This is a genomic window from Mycobacterium sp. TH-M11 (genome assembly GCF_057473725.1).
This window is the reverse complement of the sequence record NZ_JBYCLD010000406.1, coordinates 1-16,655: the sequence shown is the minus strand read 5'-3', so window position 1 is coordinate 16,655 and position 16,655 is coordinate 1. Positions and strand designations below refer to the sequence as shown.

Here is a 16,655-nt window from a genome sequence, read left to right as displayed (position 1 = left end):
CTCTGGTGGCTGGCTGTCCGCTTGCCGCCTTCTGTATACCCCTGCTGGGCGTCGAGTGTGCACTGACGGCTTCGAGTGTGCGCAAGGGGCGGGATTTCCGCGATTTTCCCGCCCACGTTTCACACTCGACGCCCAGGATGCACACTCGATGCACGTGCCGCACACCTGACCCGACAGCACCCGCATCATGGGGTAGTTTCCCGACTTGCGTCCAACCTGGTGCTGGCGTGTCGGCCGGTCGTCCGGTTGCCGCTTTCTGTCTGCCCCTGCTGGCGTCGAGTGTGCGCTGACGGCTTCGAGTGTGCACAGGGGGCGGGATTTCCGCGATTTTCCCGCCCACGATGCACACTCGACGCCCACGATGCACACTCGATCCACTGGACGCAGACGTGACCCGAAAACACCCGCATCAGGGGGCAGTTTTCCCACTTGTCACCAAGTCAGGTGATTCTGGTGGCTGGCTGTCCGCTTGCCGCTTTCTGTCTGCCCCTGCTGGCGTCGAGTGTGCGCTGACGGCTTCAAGTGTGCACAGGGGCGGGATTTCCGCGATTTTCCCGCCCACGATGCACGCTCGACGCCCAGGACGCACACCCGATGCACTTTGACCCGAAAACACCCGCAGTGTCATCACCGTCGCCAAGCGCGCTGACGGTCACCGACGACGCCGGTCGGTCCGAGGGTCGCCACGAATACCAAAGGACGGGAAAGCCCAGTCACGCAGCTGAAGAGCCCGTCCATGCGAGTTACCCACCGGTAGCAAGACGTACCCGGTCGCGTGGGAGACTTTTGGCATGACTGCCATCTCGGACCAGATCCCGGAGAATTTCGTTGCCGGACTCGAGGGCGTGGTGGCGTTTACCACCGAGATCGCCGAGCCCGATAAAGACGGCGGCGCCCTACGCTACCGCGGTGTTGACATCGAAGACCTGGTCAGCCAGCACGTCACTTTCGGCGACGTGTGGGCTTTGCTGGTGGACGGAAAATTCGGCGACGGACTGCCGCCGGCCGAGCCGTTCCCGCTGCCGATCCACAGCGGCGACGTTCGGGTCGACGTGCAGGCCGGTCTGGCGATGCTGGCCCCGATCTGGGGCTTCGAGCCGCTGCTCGACATCGACGAAACCACTGCTCGCGACCAGTTGGCCCGCTCCTCGGTGATGGCGCTGTCCTATGTCGCGCAGTCGGCCCGCGGTATTTACCAGCCCGCCGTCCCGCAGCGCGTCATCGACGAATGTTCGACGGTGACAGCACGTTTTATGACCCGCTGGCAGGGTGAGCCGGACCCCAAGCACGTCGAGGCCGTGGACGCCTACTGGGTGTCGGCTGCCGAGCACGGGATGAACGCCTCGACCTTCACCGCGCGGGTGATCGCCTCAACCGGCGCCGACGTAGCGGCATCGCTGTCGGGCGCGGTCGGCGCGATGAGCGGCCCACTGCACGGCGGGGCGCCGGCGCGGGTGCTGCCGATGCTCGAAGAGGTCGAGCGCACCGGCGATGCGCGCGGACTGGTCAAGGGAATCCTGGACCGCCGCGAGAAACTGATGGGCTTCGGGCACCGGGTGTACCGCGCCGAGGACCCGCGGGCCCGCGTTCTGCGGGCGACCGCCAAGCGATTGGGCGCGCCACGCTACGAGGTGGCCGCAGCCGTCGAGCAGGCCGCGCTCGCCGAGTTGCGCGAGCGGCGCCCGGACCGGGCCATCGAGACCAACGTCGAATTCTGGGCCGCGGTGATCCTGGACTTCGCCCAGGTGCCGGCCCGGATGATGCCGGCGATGTTCACCTGCGGCCGGACTGCGGGGTGGTGTGCGCACATTCTCGAGCAGAAGCGACTGGGCAAGCTGGTCCGCCCCGCGGCGATCTACGTCGGGCCCGGCCCGCGGAGCCCGAAGTCGGTGGCGGGCTGGGACACCGTCCGCAACGGCTGATATAGATCGGGTTGGTCCTTCACAAACGCCTCCGGGGGTGTCAGGAAGGGATTGTCAGAAGTTTCCCTTTCGAGAATTCGAGCGTTGACGCGCTCGGGTTCTCTTTGACACGCCCCGGAGGTGTTGTTGTGTCTGTGCATGCTGCTCCAGTCACGTCGTCCACGATCGTCGTTGCCGTCGATGTCGGCAAGACTTCCGCGATGCTGTCGGCGACCGACAGCGCCCGTAAACGGTTATTGGGTCCTGTCGAGTTTGCGATGAGCCGTTCGGGCTTGGCTGCGGCGGTGCATCGAGTGGTGGCCATTGTGCCGCCATCTGCCCAGGTGAAGGTAGGTGTCGAAGCGGCGGGGCATTACCACCGTCCGGTGCTGGACTATCGGTGGCCGGTGGGGTGGGAGGTTTTGGAGTTCAATCCGGCCCATGTCGCTGAGCAACGCCGGGTCGCGGGCCGGCGGCGGGTCAAGACCGACGCGATTGATCTGGAAGCCATCACCGAGCTGGCGCTGGCCGGGCGAGGGCAGATGATCACCGACCGTGCGGTTCGCATCGGTGAGCTGGCGGCCTGGGCTACCCACCGGTCGCGGCGGGTCGCCACGCGCAGCGCGACAAAGAATCAACTGCTCGGTCAACTCGACCGTGCCTTTCCGGGGTTGACGCTGGCGTTGCCCGATGTGCTGGGCACCAAGATCGGTCGGCTGGTCGCTGCGGAGTTCGCCGATCCGGCCCGGCTGTGTGCGCTGGGCGTCAACCGGCTGATCCGGTTCGCCGCGGCCCGTGACGTGGCGGTGCGCCGCCCGGTCGCCGAACGTGTCGTGAGCGCGGCCCGCGACGCATTACCGACCCGCGACGCTGTGGTGGCCCGTCGGGTGCTGGCCGCCGATTTGGGGTTGTTGGCTGATTTGGACACCCAAATCGAGAGCGCCGAGTGTGAGCTGGCCGCATTGTTGCCGTTCAGCCCGTATGCCACGCTGACCTCGGTGCCGGGCTGGGGTGTGGTCCGAGTATCTAATTACGCTGCCGCACTGGGGGATCCGGGCCGGTGGCCAGGACCTCGTCAGATCTACCGGGCCTCAGGGCTGTCCCCGATGCAATACGAATCCGCCGGTAAACGCCGAGACGGAAAGATCAGCCGCGAGGGCAGTGTGGCGCTGCGCCGAGCTCTGATCGACCTCGGTATCGGCCTGTGGCTGACCGAACCGGCCGCCAAAGCCTATGCCGCCGAACTGAAATCACGTGGTAAGCACGGCGGAATCATCGGCTGCGCCCTGGCGCATCGCGGCACCCGGATCGCCTATGCGCTGGTCCGCGATCACGCCAGCTACGACCCCTCCCGCTGGAGCTAACACTGGTATGGGGATTTCCTCGATCCCGGCCCTCGGCGCCGGAGACGCAGGAGCTGTCCACCTGCAGCGCCCGCAGCGCAGCGAGGACGAACGACGTGGACAGCGACGAGCACCGGCGCATCCTGCCCGGACGAGGAAACCACCCGTTCGACCCAACGGGAGGTAACACCACCCTCGAACTGCTCCCTTCACAACTGCGGCCGGTAGTGCCAGGCTGGAAGCACGACGAAGGGCCGGATCAGATGCCGTAACGGCTATGGCGGACCTACACGGGTTACGCCGAATCTAGCTTGGCACCCGGTCCTTCGCCTTCACAGCAGCCCGAACGACGCCAGATGACCCACCAAGAGGTCGCATAAGTCAGCGTGGGCGCTCGGCACTCCTCACAGCACACCGCGCACTCCGGCCAGGTCTTTCAACGCCAGCAACTACTGGCGGCAATGCCCCACGCACACCACACGACTTGACACGACCTACAGCCAGCTAGACCAGGTCGGCCATTTCCCGCAGCCGATCGGCGACCCGGCTTCGCAGCGAAGGCGTCGGCGCGGACGCCGCGACGTCGAGCATCTCGGCGACCGAAGTGAACTTGTTGCGCGGGCGGCCGGCGCGGTCGCCGCGCGCTATCTCGGCGGCATCGATCGTGCGCCAGCCGTTGGCGTCGACGACACCGGGCTGACGTTCCCGCACCAGCCTGTCCAATGCCGACGGCTTGCCGATCGGGTCGCGCAACAGCCCGGCGTTGTAGTCGTCGACCAGTCGTCGGACGGTCTGCGCCGCGCATGACTTGTTGGTGCCGATGAAACCGGTCGGCCCACGCTTGATCCACCCCGCGACATAGGCGCCATCCAGCGGCCCGTCCGCACGCATGACGCGTCCCCCGTTGTTGGGCACCACGCCCGCCTTGTCGTCGAAGGGCAGGTCTTTGATTGCCTTGCCGTGGTAGCCAATTGAGGTCAAAACCAGTCCGGCGTCGATGGCCTGCACCTCGTCGGTGCCGGTGACGGCGAACTCCAGTCCGACCGCTCGCTGCTCGCCGAGCACCCGCTGCGGAGTCAGGTTGTAGGCCAACCGGATCCGCGGCCTCGACGTCGCCGGTGTTTCGGCGTGATCCAGGGTGCTCAAAACCTCCAGCTTCTGCTTGGTCAACGCATCGGTGACGGTGTCCAGGTCGCGCTGCACCGCATCGCGGTCCGCTTCGGCGAGAACGACTTCCGCCGCTGCGGTCAGGCCGATCAGCTCGGGTAGCGTGAACGCCGAATGCTGCGGGCCGCGCCGGGCCGCGATGACGACTTCGCGCACCCGCGACTCGCGTAGCGCGGCCAGCGCGTGGTCGGCGATGTCGGTGTGCGCCAGTTCGTCGGGGTCGGCGGTCAGCACCCGCGCCACGTCGAACGCCACGTTGCCGTTACCCACGACGACGACCCGCTCATGACCGAGATCGACTGGCAGGTCAACGAAGTCGGGGTGCCCGTTGATCCACGCCACCAACTCGGTGGCGGTGCCGGTACCCGGCAGGTCCATCCCATCGATGTCGAGACGACGATCGTTGGGGGCGCCCGACGCGTAGATGACCGCATGGTGGTGCGCCAGCAGGTCGTCGTGGCTCAGATGGTTGCCGACCTCCACGTTGAGGAAGAACCGGAACTCGCGGTGTCGGGCGATCCGGTCGAACAGCCGGGTGACCCGCTTGGTGGTCTGGTGGTCGGGAGCGACTCCGGCTCGCACCAATCCGTAAGGGGTGGGCAGCTTTTCGAAGACGTTGACCCGCACACCCCGCTGGGTGAGCAATTCGTCGGCCGCGTACATCGCGGCCGGCCCTGATCCCACGATCGCGACCGTCAACGGCCCGCTGTGGTTGCCATGTACCTCCGGAGCCGGAATCACCGGCGCCAGTTTGGATGTCGGCGGCAGCTTCTGGTCGGCCGGACGGGACGCGTGTACCGGCTCGTAGAACATGGCGTTGAGCGCTATGAACGGCTGTTGGGCGCTCGTCAACCGGGAGTCCGGCGCGATGGCGCCCACCGGACAGGCGCTCACGCAGGCACCGCAGTCCACGCACGCCACCGGGTCAATGTAAAGCATCTCGGCGGTGGCAAATTCCGGCTCGTCCGGTGACGGGTGGATGCAGTTCACCGGGCAGGCGTAGACACAGGACCCGTCGCTACAGCACGACTGGGTGATTACGTGGGGCATACGCTGTTACGCGGCGACTGACAGATGCTGCCGTTGCGGCTCACTGCGGTAGCGCGACGGCTCACCGTTGATCTTGCAGATCCGCCAGATCAACTTGGCTATCGGGTTCATCAAACCGGTGTCCGTGCAGAGCATCCGGACGTCACCGAACATGTCGCGCAGCATCTGGCGCGACTCCGGAGAGGAGAAGAACACCTCTTTGCGCACCTGACGCGGGATGTCGAATTCCTGCCAGAAGGCCTTCGGCGGCACGATGATCGCCGAACACAGGATGCGCATGGTCAGGGGCACGAAGAGCGAGAGCCAGAAACGCTTGCGGCGGGGCAGAGCCGGCACCCGCTTACGCAGATACTCATGGGCGAACGAGATGTGGCGAGCTTCTTCGGCCACGTGGATCGCCATCACCCGCTCCATGATCGGGTGCAGGTCCTTGCCTTCCCGCAGCACGTTCTTCTGGGTGTGGTCGATGGGCTCTTCGCCGGCCAGGATGCCGAACCAGAACGGGATCGGCATCGGGCCCGCGACCAGCGGGATCAGCGGCTGGACCCACTTGAGCAGACGTGGCATACCAGGTACGTCGGCGCCGATGTGGTTGACCATCTCCTGGAACATCATCGTGTGGTTGCACTCTTCGACCGCCTCGTGCAGGCAGTAGCGGTATTCCGGCGAGCCGTTGGGTACCCAAAAGGCGTACTCCATCAGGCCGCGAATCAGGATCGACTCGAAGTGCAGACCGACCTTGGCCACGTTTGCCTGGCGCCACATACCGATCTGGATCTGCCGCTCACGAGACTGCGCCTGGTACCAGGAGTGCATGCCCAACGGGTCGGTCTTCGGGAGGATCCAGCGCGCGTCGTCGTCGACGACCGCGAATTCCGGAGAGTCCCAGTCGATATCGGTGTACGGGTTGAAGTTGCGCCGCACCGACCCCTCGGACAGCGTGTTCAGCATCTCCACGTACTTGGCATCGTCGAAGACATCCATGTTCTTGCGCCAGCGCCTGACGAACTTGGTTCGTGCCTGCTTTTGCGCGGTTGCCGTGTGAGCCATGCCGGGGCCTCCCCAGTGAGGTTTACATTCGGACGTGCTATGTCCAACACAGTACCCAAGGTAACGGGAACTTGCTAGACCTGAAATCACCATTGTGCTGTATCCGTGAACATGTGTGCACTGTGACTCACATCACACGGGAAGCCGGCGCCGACCACCTGAAAGTAGCGCTGCTGTCCATCACTAACCTGGTGGACATGGCTGAGCAGCTCACGATCCCCGAGGACATCAAACCCGGCGACGGACGATTCGGATCCGGCCCGTCCAAGGTCCGACCCGAACAGCTGCAGGCCCTGTCTACCAGTGCTGCAGGACTCTTCGGCACATCCCACCGCCAGGCACCGGTAAAGGACCTGGTCGGCCGGGTACGCACCGGTCTGCGAGACTTGTTCTCGGTGCCCGACGGCTACGAGGTGATCCTCGGTAACGGCGGCTCGACAGCGTTCTGGGATGCCGCCGCCTTCGGCCTGGTCGACAAGCGGTCGCTGCACCTGACCTATGGCGAGTTCAGCGCCAAGTTCGCGTCCTGCGTCGCCAAGAACCCGTTCGTCGGCGACCCCATCATCATCAAGGCCGATCCGGGCCGCGCGCCCGAGCCGCAATCCGACCCGTCGGTCGATGTCATCGCCTGGGCGCACAACGAAACCTCGACCGGTGTCGCGGTGCCCGTTGTCCGGCCGCGTGATGCCGGCAACGCGCTGGTCGTCATCGATGCCACCTCCGGCGCCGGCGGGCTACCCGTCGACATCGCCGACACCGATGCCTACTACTTCGCCCCGCAGAAGAACTTCGCCGCCGACGGCGGGCTATGGCTGGCCATCCTGAGCCCGGCGGCGCTGAGCCGGATCGAGGCCATCGCAGCGTCGAACCGGTGGGTGCCCGACTTTCTATCGCTGCCGATCGCGGTCGAGAACAGTCTCAAGAACCAGACCTACAACACCCCGGCGATCGCGACGCTGGTGCTGCTGGCAGAGCAGATCGACTGGCTGCTAGGCAACGGCGGGCTGGATTGGGCGGTCAAGCGCACCGCCGATTCGTCGGACCGGTTGTACAACTGGGCGCAGGAACGGCCCTTCACCACGCCGTTCGTCACAGACCCCAAGCTGCGTTCCCAAGTGGTCGGCACCATCGACTTCAACGACGATGTCGACGCCGCCGCGGTGGCCAAGGTGCTGCGCGCCAATGGCATCGTCGATGTCGAGCCCTACCGCAAACTCGGACGTAACCAGTTGCGAGTTGCGATGTTCCCCGCCGTCGAGCCAGACGACGTCAGTGCGCTCACCGAATGCATCGACTGGGTGGTCGAACGGATTTAGCCCCGGGGCAAGAAAAGCCCAGGTGTTACCGCGTGTCCACCCCGGTCGCGGACGCCCCCCGAGTTACAGTGCGCGAGGACAGGCCTGAAGCGCTGGTCTGCGAGGAGCCTGCGAGGAGACAACCATGCGGGAACTCAAGATCGTCGGACTCGATGTCGACGCAAGACACGTCATCTGCGAGGGCGAAAACCCCGCCGACAAATACCGGATTCGCGTCGATGACCGATTGCGTGCGGCGGTGCGCGGCGACGGATCCCGGGTCAACCAAACCCATATCGACATCGAGGTCAGCAGCATGTTGCGTCCCAAGGAGATTCAGGCCCGAATCCGGGCCGGTGCGTCGGTTGAGCAGCTCGCCGAGTCCGCCGGTGTCGACATCTCCAAAGTCGAGCGGTTCGCCCATCCAGTGCTGATGGAGCGGGCCCGCGCCGCCGAGCTGGCGACCGCCGCCCATCCCGTCCTCTCCGACGGCCCGTCGGTGCTGACGCTGCTGGAGACTGTCACTTCGTCGCTGGTGGCCCGCGGCCTGAATCCCGACGGAATCACCTGGGACGCGTGGCGTAACGAGGACGGCCGCTGGACCGTTCAGCTGGCCTGGAAGGTCGGCCGCTCGGACAACCTGGCGCACTTTCGCTACTGCCCCGGCTCGCACGGTGGAACCGTCACCGCTGTCGACGACACCGCGCGGGAACTGATCGACCCCGAATTCGACCGTCCGCTGCTGCGCCCCGTGGCCGCCGTCGCGCAGCTGGACTTCGACGCACCGGAGCCAGCGCCGGCCCCCGTCGAGGAGACCACAGACCCCGAGCCCAAATCCGAGCCGACACGGGCCCGGCGCGGCAAGCCGGCGGTACCGGCCTGGGAAGACGTGCTGCTCGGCGTGCGCTCCAGCGGCCAGCGCTAGAGAGCCATGGCGAGCAGGTCTAGCCACGCCACCGCGACGCCTACGCCCCCGCCCAGCACCAGCCAGCGCAGCACCGGCGTGTGGCGCCAACCCCACAGCGTTGGCGCCAATCCGCCCGCCGCGACGATATTCAAACCGACCGCCAACAGCGGATGCACCCGAACCAGGCCGAGACTCAGCACCACGATGGCGACTGCGGTAACCGCCGCGACGAACGCCGCGACCGTCAAACCTGTTGCCCACGGCGTAGATTCGTCGGTCACACTCAGACTCTAGCTCGCTCGTAGAACGCCAGCGCCGCGGCGGTGGCGACGTTGAGCGAGTCGGTGCCGCGCGACATCGGGATGCGCGCTCGTACATCGCTGGCCTTCATCGCGGCATGACTCAGGCCGGGCCCCTCGGCGCCGACCATAATGGCGACCCGTTCGCGGCGTACCGCCGCCATCGCCTCCGGCAACGTCGTCGTGGCGGAACCAGGGGTCATAGCCAACAATCGAAAACCTCTCTGCTGCAGTGCCTTCAACTCGTCGGGCCAACCGACAGCCCGGGCGAACGGCACCAGCAGGGCGTGCCCCATCGAGACACGTACCGCGCGCCGGTACAGCGGGTCGGCGCAGCCGCTGCCGAACACCACGGCGTCGACGTCGAGTCCGGCCGCGTTGCGGAAAATCGAGCCCAGGTTTTCGTGGTCGTTGACGCCCTCGAGTACCGCGACGGTCTGAGCGCCATCGACGACTTCGGCGACACTGCGCTCGGGTTCCCGGCGGGCCGCGGCAAGCACGCCGCGGTTGAGATGGAAGCCGACCGCCGCCGCCATTACCTCGGCCGACACCCGGTAGTAGGGCGCTGGGTTGCCGATGAGGTCCGTCGTCAGTTCGGTGAGTCGGCGGTCGGTGCCCAGCAACGCCAACGGCGTGAACGGCGAAGCGAGCATCCGCTGCACGACGAGCACGCCCTCGGCGATCACCAGACCCTTGCCGGTGGGCAGATCCGGGCGCCGGTCGATGCTGTTCAAGTCGCGGAAGTTGTCCAGCCGCGCATCATCGGGATCATCGATGTCGATGACGTTGACGGTCAAGGGCTTTCGTCGACCAGCGCGAGGATCAAGTCCGCCGCCACCCGTAACGTGTCACGGTCAGACACGCCGAGGGTTTCCAGACGCTGCGCGAGCCACTCCTGGCTGGCCCGGCGTTCGGCCTCTATCAGCTCGACGCCCGAGGCGGATAACGACACCAGAACTTGCCGACCGTCGTCGGGATGTGCGACGCGGTCGACGAAGCCCAGTTCGGCCAGTGAAGCGATCACCCGCGTCATCGACGGTGGGCGAACCCGTTCCCGGATCGCCAGCGCGCCCGGCGTCATCGGCCCGAAGTTGGCCAACGTAGCCAACGCCGAGAGTTGCGATAACGACACCGGGGACTGCGGGCGGCGAAATCGCAGCTGCCGGGACAGCCGCATCACCGCCAACGACAGGTCGCTGGCCAATCGGCTATCGCTATCGATCACAGCGCGAAGGTTACGACAGATCACTCAGACGTCCACGTCGAATCACCAAGACGGAGACACATCGGCTGCATGCACGGCTCGACTTCTCCTCCGGCCGCTCGCGGCCGGCATCGTCGTCAAGCTGACCCCACGGCTCGACTTCTCCTCCGGCCGCTCGCGGCCGGCATCGTCGTCAAGCTATCTTGATCTCGATGTCTGACAAGCCGGGCGAGACCATCGAGCCGCCACCGCTACCAGCCGCGTTATTGGACCCGTGGCCGGTTATCGTGATCGGCGCGCTGGTCTGGCTGGTCGCCGCGGTGATCGTCTTCCTCACACCGGCGCTCGCCACCTGGCGACCGCTGACGGTGGCCGGGCTCGCGGTAGGTGTGCTGGGCACTTCCTTCTTTCTGCTGCAGCGCTCAGCCGCCCGTCGGGGCGCCCGCGGCGCTCAGACCGGACTCATAACAAAGCCCACCAGCTAGGAGGTTTGGAGTACATGGCAGCACCGCTCTTACAAGCTCAAATCGACATCGACGCACCCGTCGCGAAGGTGTGGTCGCTGATCAGCGATTTCCGCCGGATGCCGCAGTGGAGTCCGCAGTGCCGGTTGATGCGGCCACTGGGCCCCGTCCGCCCCGGCACCCGGACCTTCAACCTCAACCGGCGCAACCTGCTGATCTGGCCGACGACATCCACCGTCGTCGAGTTGGTCCCAGAGCAGAAGCTGGCGTTCCGGGTGAATGCGAACAACACCGTGTGGAGCTACGAACTGCAGCCGATTTCGGCTGGCACCAGGGTGATCGAGAGCCGGCACGCCGAAAACGGCGTCAAGCCGGTGTCCAGCATCGCCGTCAAAGCACTGATGGGCGGCATCGAGAGCTTCGAGCGCGAACTCGTCGACGGAATGCATGCCTCGCTGGCCAGAATCAAGGCCGCGGCCGAGAACAGCTAAGCGGGCTCAGCGGGCTTCTCGCTGACATCGAGCACACCGTCGTCGAACGGGTCATAGGCCGGCGAGCCGCTGCCCGCGGGAGCGGGCGTGTCGGAATGCGCGCCGCATCCGTACTCGAAGTCGACGACATGACCATCGGCGGACAACTCGTTGCCGCACACGCCGAACATCGCTCCCAGCGAACCGGCCAGCGGCAGGAAGAAACCGCAATCGCGGCAGACCCGCTTGGTCGACTGAGCCATCGGCGTGCGCGGACCGTAGTCGCCGTCGTGCCAGCGCTGCGCGGCTTCGTCGCGGCCCCACGCACTCATCACCCGCCGGCGACCCAACCCGATTTCGGCGGCGATCTCGTCGACTTGGGGGTCACCCGACGCCATGAAGCCGGGCACCAACCGCGGGTCGTCCGACACAGGGGCCAGCAGGTCGCCAGGGCTCAGGTCGCCCGGCCGGACGCGCTGATCCCACGGCAGCCAATCCGGTGCCAGCAATGACTCGGGCCCGGGTACCAGCACCACCTCACTGACCGTTGCGTGGTCGGCGCCGGGATAACTCGCCACCACCACCGCCCACTGCCAGCCGTGGTATCCGGGCAGATGGGCGAGGAAGCGGTGGGTGGCACTGGTCGGATCTTCGTAGCCGACGCCGAGGTAGTCGCCCACGGTGTCGTCACCGCTGCCCTCGACCACGGCAGCGCGCGCCAAGTCGACCGCGCCGGTGAGAACGCTCGCCAATTCCGGCGACCATTCCGTCGCGGTCGAACCGGTCACATCGTCCGTTGTTTCCATGGGCCCCTAATTCTGCCGCACAGATGCAACAGCCGGCCACACCGGTCGCCTGCGGACCACCACACCCGCTATGGGTGAGAATCGATGCATGGCGGGACGAGACGATGATCACCCGGTTGCAAGGCCCCGCTCGGCGCCCGTTCGGCGGGGTCGTAGCGGGCCGGGCGCCGAGCATCCCGGCATGGCCAATTACCCCGCCGACGAGGCGGATTACCGCCGTTCACCAGGCGGACCGGCAATGCCGAGCGCGAACCGGTACCTGCCGCCGCTGAATCGTCGGCCAGGGACCGAACCCCGTCGCGAACCGCTGGCCACCACCCCGACCGGAGAACGGATCACCGTCACCCGCGCCGCCGCGCAGCGCAGCCGCGAAATGGGTTCGCGGATGTATGACCTGGTGCAGCGGGCCGCCACCGCCGACGGCGCCGACAAATCCGGGCTGACCGCGCTCACCTGGCCGGTAATGGCCAATTTCGCGACCGACGCTGCAATGGCGGTGGCGCTGGCCAATACGCTGTTCTTTGCTGCGGCCACCGGGGAGAGCAAAGATCGAGTTGCGCTGTACCTGCTGATCACGATCGCTCCGTTCGCGGTGATCGCACCGCTGATCGGTCCCGCGCTGGACCGGTTGCAGCACGGTCGTCGAGTCGCACTGGCGGCGTCGTTCGCGATGCGTACGGCGCTGGCGGTGGTACTGATCGCCAACTACGACGCCGCGACCGGCGGATATCAGTCCTGGGTGCTGTATCCGTGTGCACTGATGATGATGGTGCTGTCGAAGTCGTTCAGCGTGCTGCGCAGTGCGGTCACGCCGCGGGTGATGCCGCCGACGATCGACCTGGTCCGGGTGAACTCCCGGTTGACCATGTTCGGCCTGCTGGGCGGCACCATCGTCGGCGGTGGCATCGCCGGCGGGATCGAGTACGCCAGCGACCGCCTGCTTCAGCTGCCCGGTGCGCTGTACGTCGTCATCGGCGTCACCGTGGCGGGCGCCGCACTGTCCATGCGCATCCCACGCTGGGTCGAGGTGACCGCGGGCGAAGTTCCCACCACCCTGAGTTACCGGCAGGACGCAGGGCGACGGAGTTGGCCCGACGAGGTCCGCCGGGCCGGCGGAGCACTTCGACAACCGTTCGGCCGCAACATCATCACCTCGCTTTGGGGTAATTGCACAATCAAGATCATGGTCGGGTTCCTGTTCCTGTATCCGGCCTTCGTGGCCAAGGCACATCATGCCAATGGCTGGCGACAGCTCGCGCTGCTCGGCATGATCGGTGCGGCCGCCGCGATCGGCAACTTCGCCGGCAACTTCACCAGCGCGCGGTTGCGGCTCGGCCGGCCCTCGGTGCTCGTGCTGCGTTGCGCCCTGGCGGTGACCGGTGTCGCGCTGGCCGCGGCCGTGGCCGGTACGCAGCTGATGGTTGCGATCGCGGCACTGATCACCTCGGGGGCCAGCGCGATCGCGAAGGCCGCCCTCGATTCGTCGTTGCAGGACGACCTGCCCGAGGAATCGCGCGCGTCGGCATTCGGACGTTCGGAGTCGACGCTGCAACTCGCGTGGGTGCTCGGTGGCGCGATGGGCGTGCTGATTTACACCGATCTGTGGATCGGGTTCAGCGTCGTCACCTCGGTGCTGATCCTCGGTCTGGCCCAGACCATCCTCAGCTTCAACGGCGACTCGCTGATCCCCGGCCTAGGAGGCAACCGCCCCGTGATGGTCGAACAGGAAGGCAAGGCCAAGCGTAGCGACGCGGCGGTGCCCCGATCATGACGTCGACGAAAAGGCTTGCTCTGCTGTTGATTGTCACGACGCTTGCGGCGGGCGCCGGATTCGGCGCGTGGGGGTTGGAGCGCAAGCCGGGCCCACAGCGTCCACAGATCAGCGCCTACTCAGCCGGCCACTTGGTCCGGGTCGGCCCCTACCGCTACTGCAGTGTCATCGACCTCACCGACTGTCAGAATCCGCAGACCGAGGGCGAGCTGCAGGTGAATTCCGGCTCACCCGTTCAGCTTTCGGTGCCTACGCCGATCGGTCGCGCACCCTGGTGGCTGCTCACGGTGTATGAGGACTCTGCCATTCCCGCGACGACCTTCTACCGGCCGGACAGCCGACTGGCGGTCACCATCCCCACCGTCGATCCTCATCACGGTCGACTCACCGGCATCGCGGTGCAGTTGATGACAGTCTTCGTCGACCCCAACGGCGAGGTACAGGGCGTCCCGCACGCAGAGTGGTCGATTCGAACGGTGTGGAACTGACGCTCAGGGGCCCTCGAACGTCGAGTTGTTGCGCGGAAAGCGGCTAGTTATGCACAACAAGTCGACGGTCGAACACCCGAGTCCGCGGCGACCGGCACCGTACGCACATGGAAAGCAACCAGTGGCCATTCCGGGGAACCGAAGCTCTGGCGGCAGGACTCGTCACGCCCCAGCAACTTCGAACAGACTTCGACCGCGTCCACCGCGATGTGTACGTCCCTCGAGGTCAATCGCTTACACCGGCGACCCGTGCGGTGGCGGCCTGGCTCTGGTCGGGACGCGCTGCCACGGTCGCAGGGCTGTCCGCCGCAGCCCTGTTTCGGACGTCGTGGATCGACCCGTGGCTACCCGCTGAACTCAACCGCCGAAGCCGGGACAAAACGGCGGGCATCATGCTGCACAGCGACGAGCTCTGGGAGGACGAGATATGCGTGCGCGGCAGCATCCAGTTGACAACGCCGGCGCGTACCGCGTTCGACCTTGGGCGCCGAAAAGGACTCACCACCGCGGTGGTTCGAATCGATGCGCTGGCCCATGCGACCCGGCTGACGATCACAGATGTCGAACACTTGGCAGACCGTCATCGCGGTGGACGTGGACTGGTGCAACTGCGTCGGGCAATGACGATGGTCGACGGCGGCGCGGAGTCACCGTATGAAAGCAAGACGCGCCTCGTGCTGATCGCCGGCGGGTTGCCGCGCCCACAGACTCAAATCGAGGTGCGGGGTGAGTGGGGCGGGGTCTTGGCGCGCATCGATATGGGCTGGCCGGAGTGGAAGGTCGGGGTCGAATTCGATGGAGCACACCACTGGACCGATCCTGCGCAACGCACCTGGGACATCGACCGGCTGGCCGAGCTCGAAGCCAGGGGCTGGCGAATCATTCGGGTCAGCGCCGACCTGCTACGCAATCGGCCCGATGTCGTCGTCGCGCGGGTTCGCGACGCGCTGCGCGCAGCGGGATGCCACATCTGACCGGTCGAACGTCGAGTTGTTGGGCGAAATCGGCTGCGTTTAACGCGACAAGTCGACGCTCGGCGCGTAAAAACGCCGACCGGGCGGGGTCCCGTCGCCGAACGGCCTGCCACCCAACGACTCTCGACCATGTGGCGTCAACCAGTTGGACAGATCGGGTCCTTTCGGCACGATGCCACTCGGGTTGATGTCGTGGTGCACGATGTAGTAGTGCTGCTTGATCTGCACGAAGTCGACGGTATCGCCAAAGCCAGGTGTCTGGAACAGGTCTCGCGCGTAGGCCCACAACACCGGCATCTCGGCGAGCTTGCTCCGGTTGCACTTGAAGTGGCCGTGATAGACGGCGTCGAAGCGGGCCAGCGTGGTGAATAGCCGGACGTCGGCCTCGGTGATCGTCTCACCGACCAGATAACGCTGCTTTGCCAGTCGGCTGCTGACCCAGTTCAGCGCGGTGAACAACCGGTCGTAGGCGGCCTCATACGCATCCTGGGTGCCGGCGAAGCCGCAGCGGTACACGCCATTGTTGATCTCGGTGTAAACCCGCTTGTTGACCTCGTCGATCTCTGCTCGCAGCGGTTCGGGATAAAGCTGCGGAGCGCCGTCGCGGTGGTAGGCGGTCCACTCGGTGGACAGGTCCAACGTCATCTGCGGGAAGTCGTTGGTGACGACCGCTCCGGTCGGGACGTCGACGATCGCGGGGACGGTGATGCCCTTCGGGTAGTCCGGGAAGCGCGCGAAATAGGCGTCCTGCAGCCGGGGAATCTGGAGCACCGGGTCGACGCCACCGGGGTCGAGGTCGAATGTCCAACTGCGTTCGTCGTGCGTCGGCCCGCAAAACCCAATGGAGAGAACATCTTCCAAACCAAGGAGCCGCCGAACGATGATCGCCCGGTTGGCCCACGGGCAAGCACGGGCGACAATAAGCCGATACCGGCCCGGTTCCACCGGGTAGCCGTCGCGGCCGTCGGCGGTGATCCGGGTTTCGATGTAGCGGGTGTCGCGGCTGAATTCGCCGGCCTCGGCGCGGTAGGACGCCATGTCGACCTCCGTCAGGTATGCGTCACAGTCAGGAATCGGCGGGAAAGGTCGGATTCGGTCGACTCACCGGGTTCCCAGTGCGCAATCCATGGTCCGGTGCCTTCGGACTGGTCGATTATCCCTTCCTCCGCCCAGATGTAGCGCCCCTTGAGCACATCGGCGGCCAATCGGGCGTCGGTCTCGTCGGTGTTGGTCCACAAGGCTTCGAACAACGCCTCCACCCGCAAGGTGGCCTGCTGACAGAACGCCTCGGCCAACTCATAGGCCTGCTCGCCGCGCGCCCGATCGGCATCGCGCTGGGATTCGGCCCGCACACACGTCGCCGCGATTGCGAACAGTTCGGCGCCGATGTCCACCACCCGGCCGAGGAATCCCTGCTTTTGCTCCAGCGCGGCCTGCCAGCGCGCCATCCCGTAGAAGGTGTTGCG

Annotated in this window: 16 protein-coding genes and 1 pseudogene; 9 read left to right on the top strand and 8 right to left on the bottom strand. The window is 66.1% G+C overall.

Annotated features, from left to right (window positions below; genetic code table 11):
- The first annotated feature begins 791 nt into the window (after positions 1-791).
- Positions 792-1,922, top strand: a complete 1,131-nt coding sequence (locus AC2VOG_RS16130; RefSeq protein ID WP_486940878.1) for a citrate synthase 2 — start codon at positions 792-794, stop codon at positions 1,920-1,922.
- 128 nt (positions 1,923-2,050) lie between these two features.
- The gene (locus tag AC2VOG_RS16125; RefSeq protein ID WP_486940877.1) at positions 2,051-3,265 is read left to right on the top strand and encodes an IS110 family RNA-guided transposase; all 1,215 of its coding nucleotides are present in this window, start codon (positions 2,051-2,053) and stop codon (positions 3,263-3,265) included.
- A 483-nt stretch (positions 3,266-3,748) separates the two neighbouring features.
- Here AC2VOG_RS16125 and AC2VOG_RS16120 read toward each other — a convergent pair whose 3' ends face one another.
- Together AC2VOG_RS16120 and AC2VOG_RS16115 are read right to left on the bottom strand one after the other, a co-directional pair.
- The gene (locus tag AC2VOG_RS16120) at positions 3,749-5,461 is read right to left on the bottom strand and encodes an FAD-dependent oxidoreductase (protein WP_486940876.1); all 1,713 of its coding nucleotides are present in this window, start codon (positions 5,459-5,461) and stop codon (positions 3,749-3,751) included.
- Between the two features lie 6 nt (positions 5,462-5,467).
- Complete coding sequence (locus AC2VOG_RS16115; protein WP_486940875.1) at positions 5,468-6,511, bottom strand: AurF N-oxygenase family protein; 1,044 nt, start codon at positions 6,509-6,511, stop codon at positions 5,468-5,470.
- A gap of 197 nt (positions 6,512-6,708) precedes the next feature.
- Here AC2VOG_RS16115 and serC point away from each other — a divergent pair, with 197 nt between their 5' ends.
- Positions 6,709-7,827, top strand: a complete 1,119-nt coding sequence (gene serC / locus AC2VOG_RS16110; RefSeq protein ID WP_486940879.1) for a phosphoserine transaminase — start codon at positions 6,709-6,711, stop codon at positions 7,825-7,827.
- A 124-nt stretch (positions 7,828-7,951) separates the two neighbouring features.
- Positions 7,952-8,731 (top strand): septation protein SepH, encoded by a 780-nt coding sequence (sepH, locus tag AC2VOG_RS16105; protein ID WP_486940874.1) that lies wholly within the window; start codon positions 7,952-7,954, stop codon positions 8,729-8,731.
- On the opposite strand, the gene AC2VOG_RS16100 is transcribed toward sepH, so the two are convergent.
- Genes AC2VOG_RS16100 through AC2VOG_RS16090 form a run of 3 tightly spaced genes read right to left on the bottom strand, consistent with a single transcriptional unit; the run spans position 8,728 to position 10,237 of the window.
- Positions 8,728-8,994: a DUF2537 domain-containing protein gene (locus AC2VOG_RS16100; RefSeq protein ID WP_486940873.1), complete on the bottom strand. Its 267-nt coding sequence runs from the start codon at positions 8,992-8,994 to the stop codon at positions 8,728-8,730. The two genes, sepH and AC2VOG_RS16100, sit on opposite strands and share 4 nt — an antisense overlap.
- A gap of 2 nt (positions 8,995-8,996) precedes the next feature.
- The gene (locus AC2VOG_RS16095) at positions 8,997-9,809 is read right to left on the bottom strand and encodes a TrmH family RNA methyltransferase (RefSeq protein WP_486940872.1); all 813 of its coding nucleotides are present in this window, start codon (positions 9,807-9,809) and stop codon (positions 8,997-8,999) included.
- Complete coding sequence (locus AC2VOG_RS16090) at positions 9,806-10,237, bottom strand: Rv0880 family HTH-type transcriptional regulator (RefSeq protein WP_486940871.1); 432 nt, start codon at positions 10,235-10,237, stop codon at positions 9,806-9,808. Before AC2VOG_RS16090 ends, AC2VOG_RS16095 begins: the two co-directional genes overlap by 4 nt.
- 191 nt (positions 10,238-10,428) lie before the next feature.
- Here AC2VOG_RS16090 and AC2VOG_RS16085 point away from each other — a divergent pair, with 191 nt between their 5' ends.
- Positions 10,429-10,701 carry a DUF2530 domain-containing protein gene (locus tag AC2VOG_RS16085; RefSeq protein WP_486940870.1) on the top strand — a complete coding sequence of 91 codons (273 nt, stop codon included), beginning with the start codon at positions 10,429-10,431 and terminating at the stop codon, positions 10,699-10,701.
- 14 nt (positions 10,702-10,715) lie between these two features.
- A complete protein-coding gene (locus AC2VOG_RS16080) occupies positions 10,716-11,171 on the top strand; it encodes an SRPBCC family protein (protein ID WP_486940869.1) in 456 nt (151 codons plus the stop codon).
- Here AC2VOG_RS16080 and AC2VOG_RS16075 read toward each other — a convergent pair.
- A complete protein-coding gene (locus tag AC2VOG_RS16075) occupies positions 11,168-11,956 on the bottom strand; it encodes a DUF3027 domain-containing protein (RefSeq protein WP_486940868.1) in 789 nt (262 codons plus the stop codon). The two genes, AC2VOG_RS16080 and AC2VOG_RS16075, sit on opposite strands and share 4 nt — an antisense overlap.
- 88 nt (positions 11,957-12,044) lie before the next feature.
- Between AC2VOG_RS16075 and AC2VOG_RS16070 the strand changes: the two genes are divergently transcribed.
- From AC2VOG_RS16070 to AC2VOG_RS16060, 3 genes are all read left to right on the top strand, one after another.
- The gene (locus tag AC2VOG_RS16070) at positions 12,045-13,727 is read left to right on the top strand and encodes an MFS transporter (RefSeq protein ID WP_486940867.1); all 1,683 of its coding nucleotides are present in this window, start codon (positions 12,045-12,047) and stop codon (positions 13,725-13,727) included.
- Positions 13,724-14,215: a DUF2771 domain-containing protein gene (locus AC2VOG_RS16065; RefSeq protein WP_486940866.1), complete on the top strand. Its 492-nt coding sequence runs from the start codon at positions 13,724-13,726 to the stop codon at positions 14,213-14,215. Before AC2VOG_RS16070 ends, AC2VOG_RS16065 begins: the two co-directional genes overlap by 4 nt.
- A gap of 107 nt (positions 14,216-14,322) precedes the next feature.
- Positions 14,323-15,189, top strand: coding sequence for an endonuclease domain-containing protein (locus tag AC2VOG_RS16060; RefSeq protein ID WP_486940865.1), 867 nt, complete (start codon positions 14,323-14,325; stop codon positions 15,187-15,189).
- Positions 15,190-15,228: 39 nt separating this feature from the next.
- Here AC2VOG_RS16060 and AC2VOG_RS16055 read toward each other — a convergent pair whose 3' ends face one another.
- Together AC2VOG_RS16055 and AC2VOG_RS16050 are read right to left on the bottom strand one after the other, a co-directional pair.
- Positions 15,229-16,227: a glutathione S-transferase family protein gene (locus tag AC2VOG_RS16055; RefSeq protein ID WP_486940864.1), complete on the bottom strand. Its 999-nt coding sequence runs from the start codon at positions 16,225-16,227 to the stop codon at positions 15,229-15,231.
- 11 nt (positions 16,228-16,238) lie between these two features.
- Positions 16,239-16,655, bottom strand: a pseudogene (locus AC2VOG_RS16050) (acyl-CoA dehydrogenase family protein); the annotation flags it as partial.

Bases quoted from the DNA above. Each gene is read 5' to 3' on its own strand.
- sepH (WP_486940874.1), top strand. From the start codon at position 7,952: ATGCGGGAACTCAAGATCGTCGGACTCGATGTCGACGCAAGACACGTC.
- AC2VOG_RS16085 (WP_486940870.1), top strand. From the start codon at position 10,429: ATGTCTGACAAGCCGGGCGAGACCATCGAGCCGCCACCGCTACCAGCC.
- AC2VOG_RS16115 (WP_486940875.1), bottom strand. From the start codon at position 6,511: ATGGCTCACACGGCAACCGCGCAAAAGCAGGCACGAACCAAGTTCGTC.
- AC2VOG_RS16070 (WP_486940867.1), top strand. From the start codon at position 12,045: ATGGCGGGACGAGACGATGATCACCCGGTTGCAAGGCCCCGCTCGGCG.
- AC2VOG_RS16060 (WP_486940865.1), top strand. From the start codon at position 14,323: ATGGAAAGCAACCAGTGGCCATTCCGGGGAACCGAAGCTCTGGCGGCA.
- AC2VOG_RS16130 (WP_486940878.1), top strand. From the start codon at position 792: ATGACTGCCATCTCGGACCAGATCCCGGAGAATTTCGTTGCCGGACTC.
- AC2VOG_RS16120 (WP_486940876.1), bottom strand. From the start codon at position 5,461: ATGCCCCACGTAATCACCCAGTCGTGCTGTAGCGACGGGTCCTGTGTC.
- serC (WP_486940879.1), top strand. From the start codon at position 6,709: ATGGCTGAGCAGCTCACGATCCCCGAGGACATCAAACCCGGCGACGGA.
- AC2VOG_RS16080 (WP_486940869.1), top strand. From the start codon at position 10,716: ATGGCAGCACCGCTCTTACAAGCTCAAATCGACATCGACGCACCCGTC.
- AC2VOG_RS16065 (WP_486940866.1), top strand. From the start codon at position 13,724: ATGACGTCGACGAAAAGGCTTGCTCTGCTGTTGATTGTCACGACGCTT.
- AC2VOG_RS16055 (WP_486940864.1), bottom strand. From the start codon at position 16,227: ATGGCGTCCTACCGCGCCGAGGCCGGCGAATTCAGCCGCGACACCCGC.
- AC2VOG_RS16075 (WP_486940868.1), bottom strand. From the start codon at position 11,956: ATGGAAACAACGGACGATGTGACCGGTTCGACCGCGACGGAATGGTCG.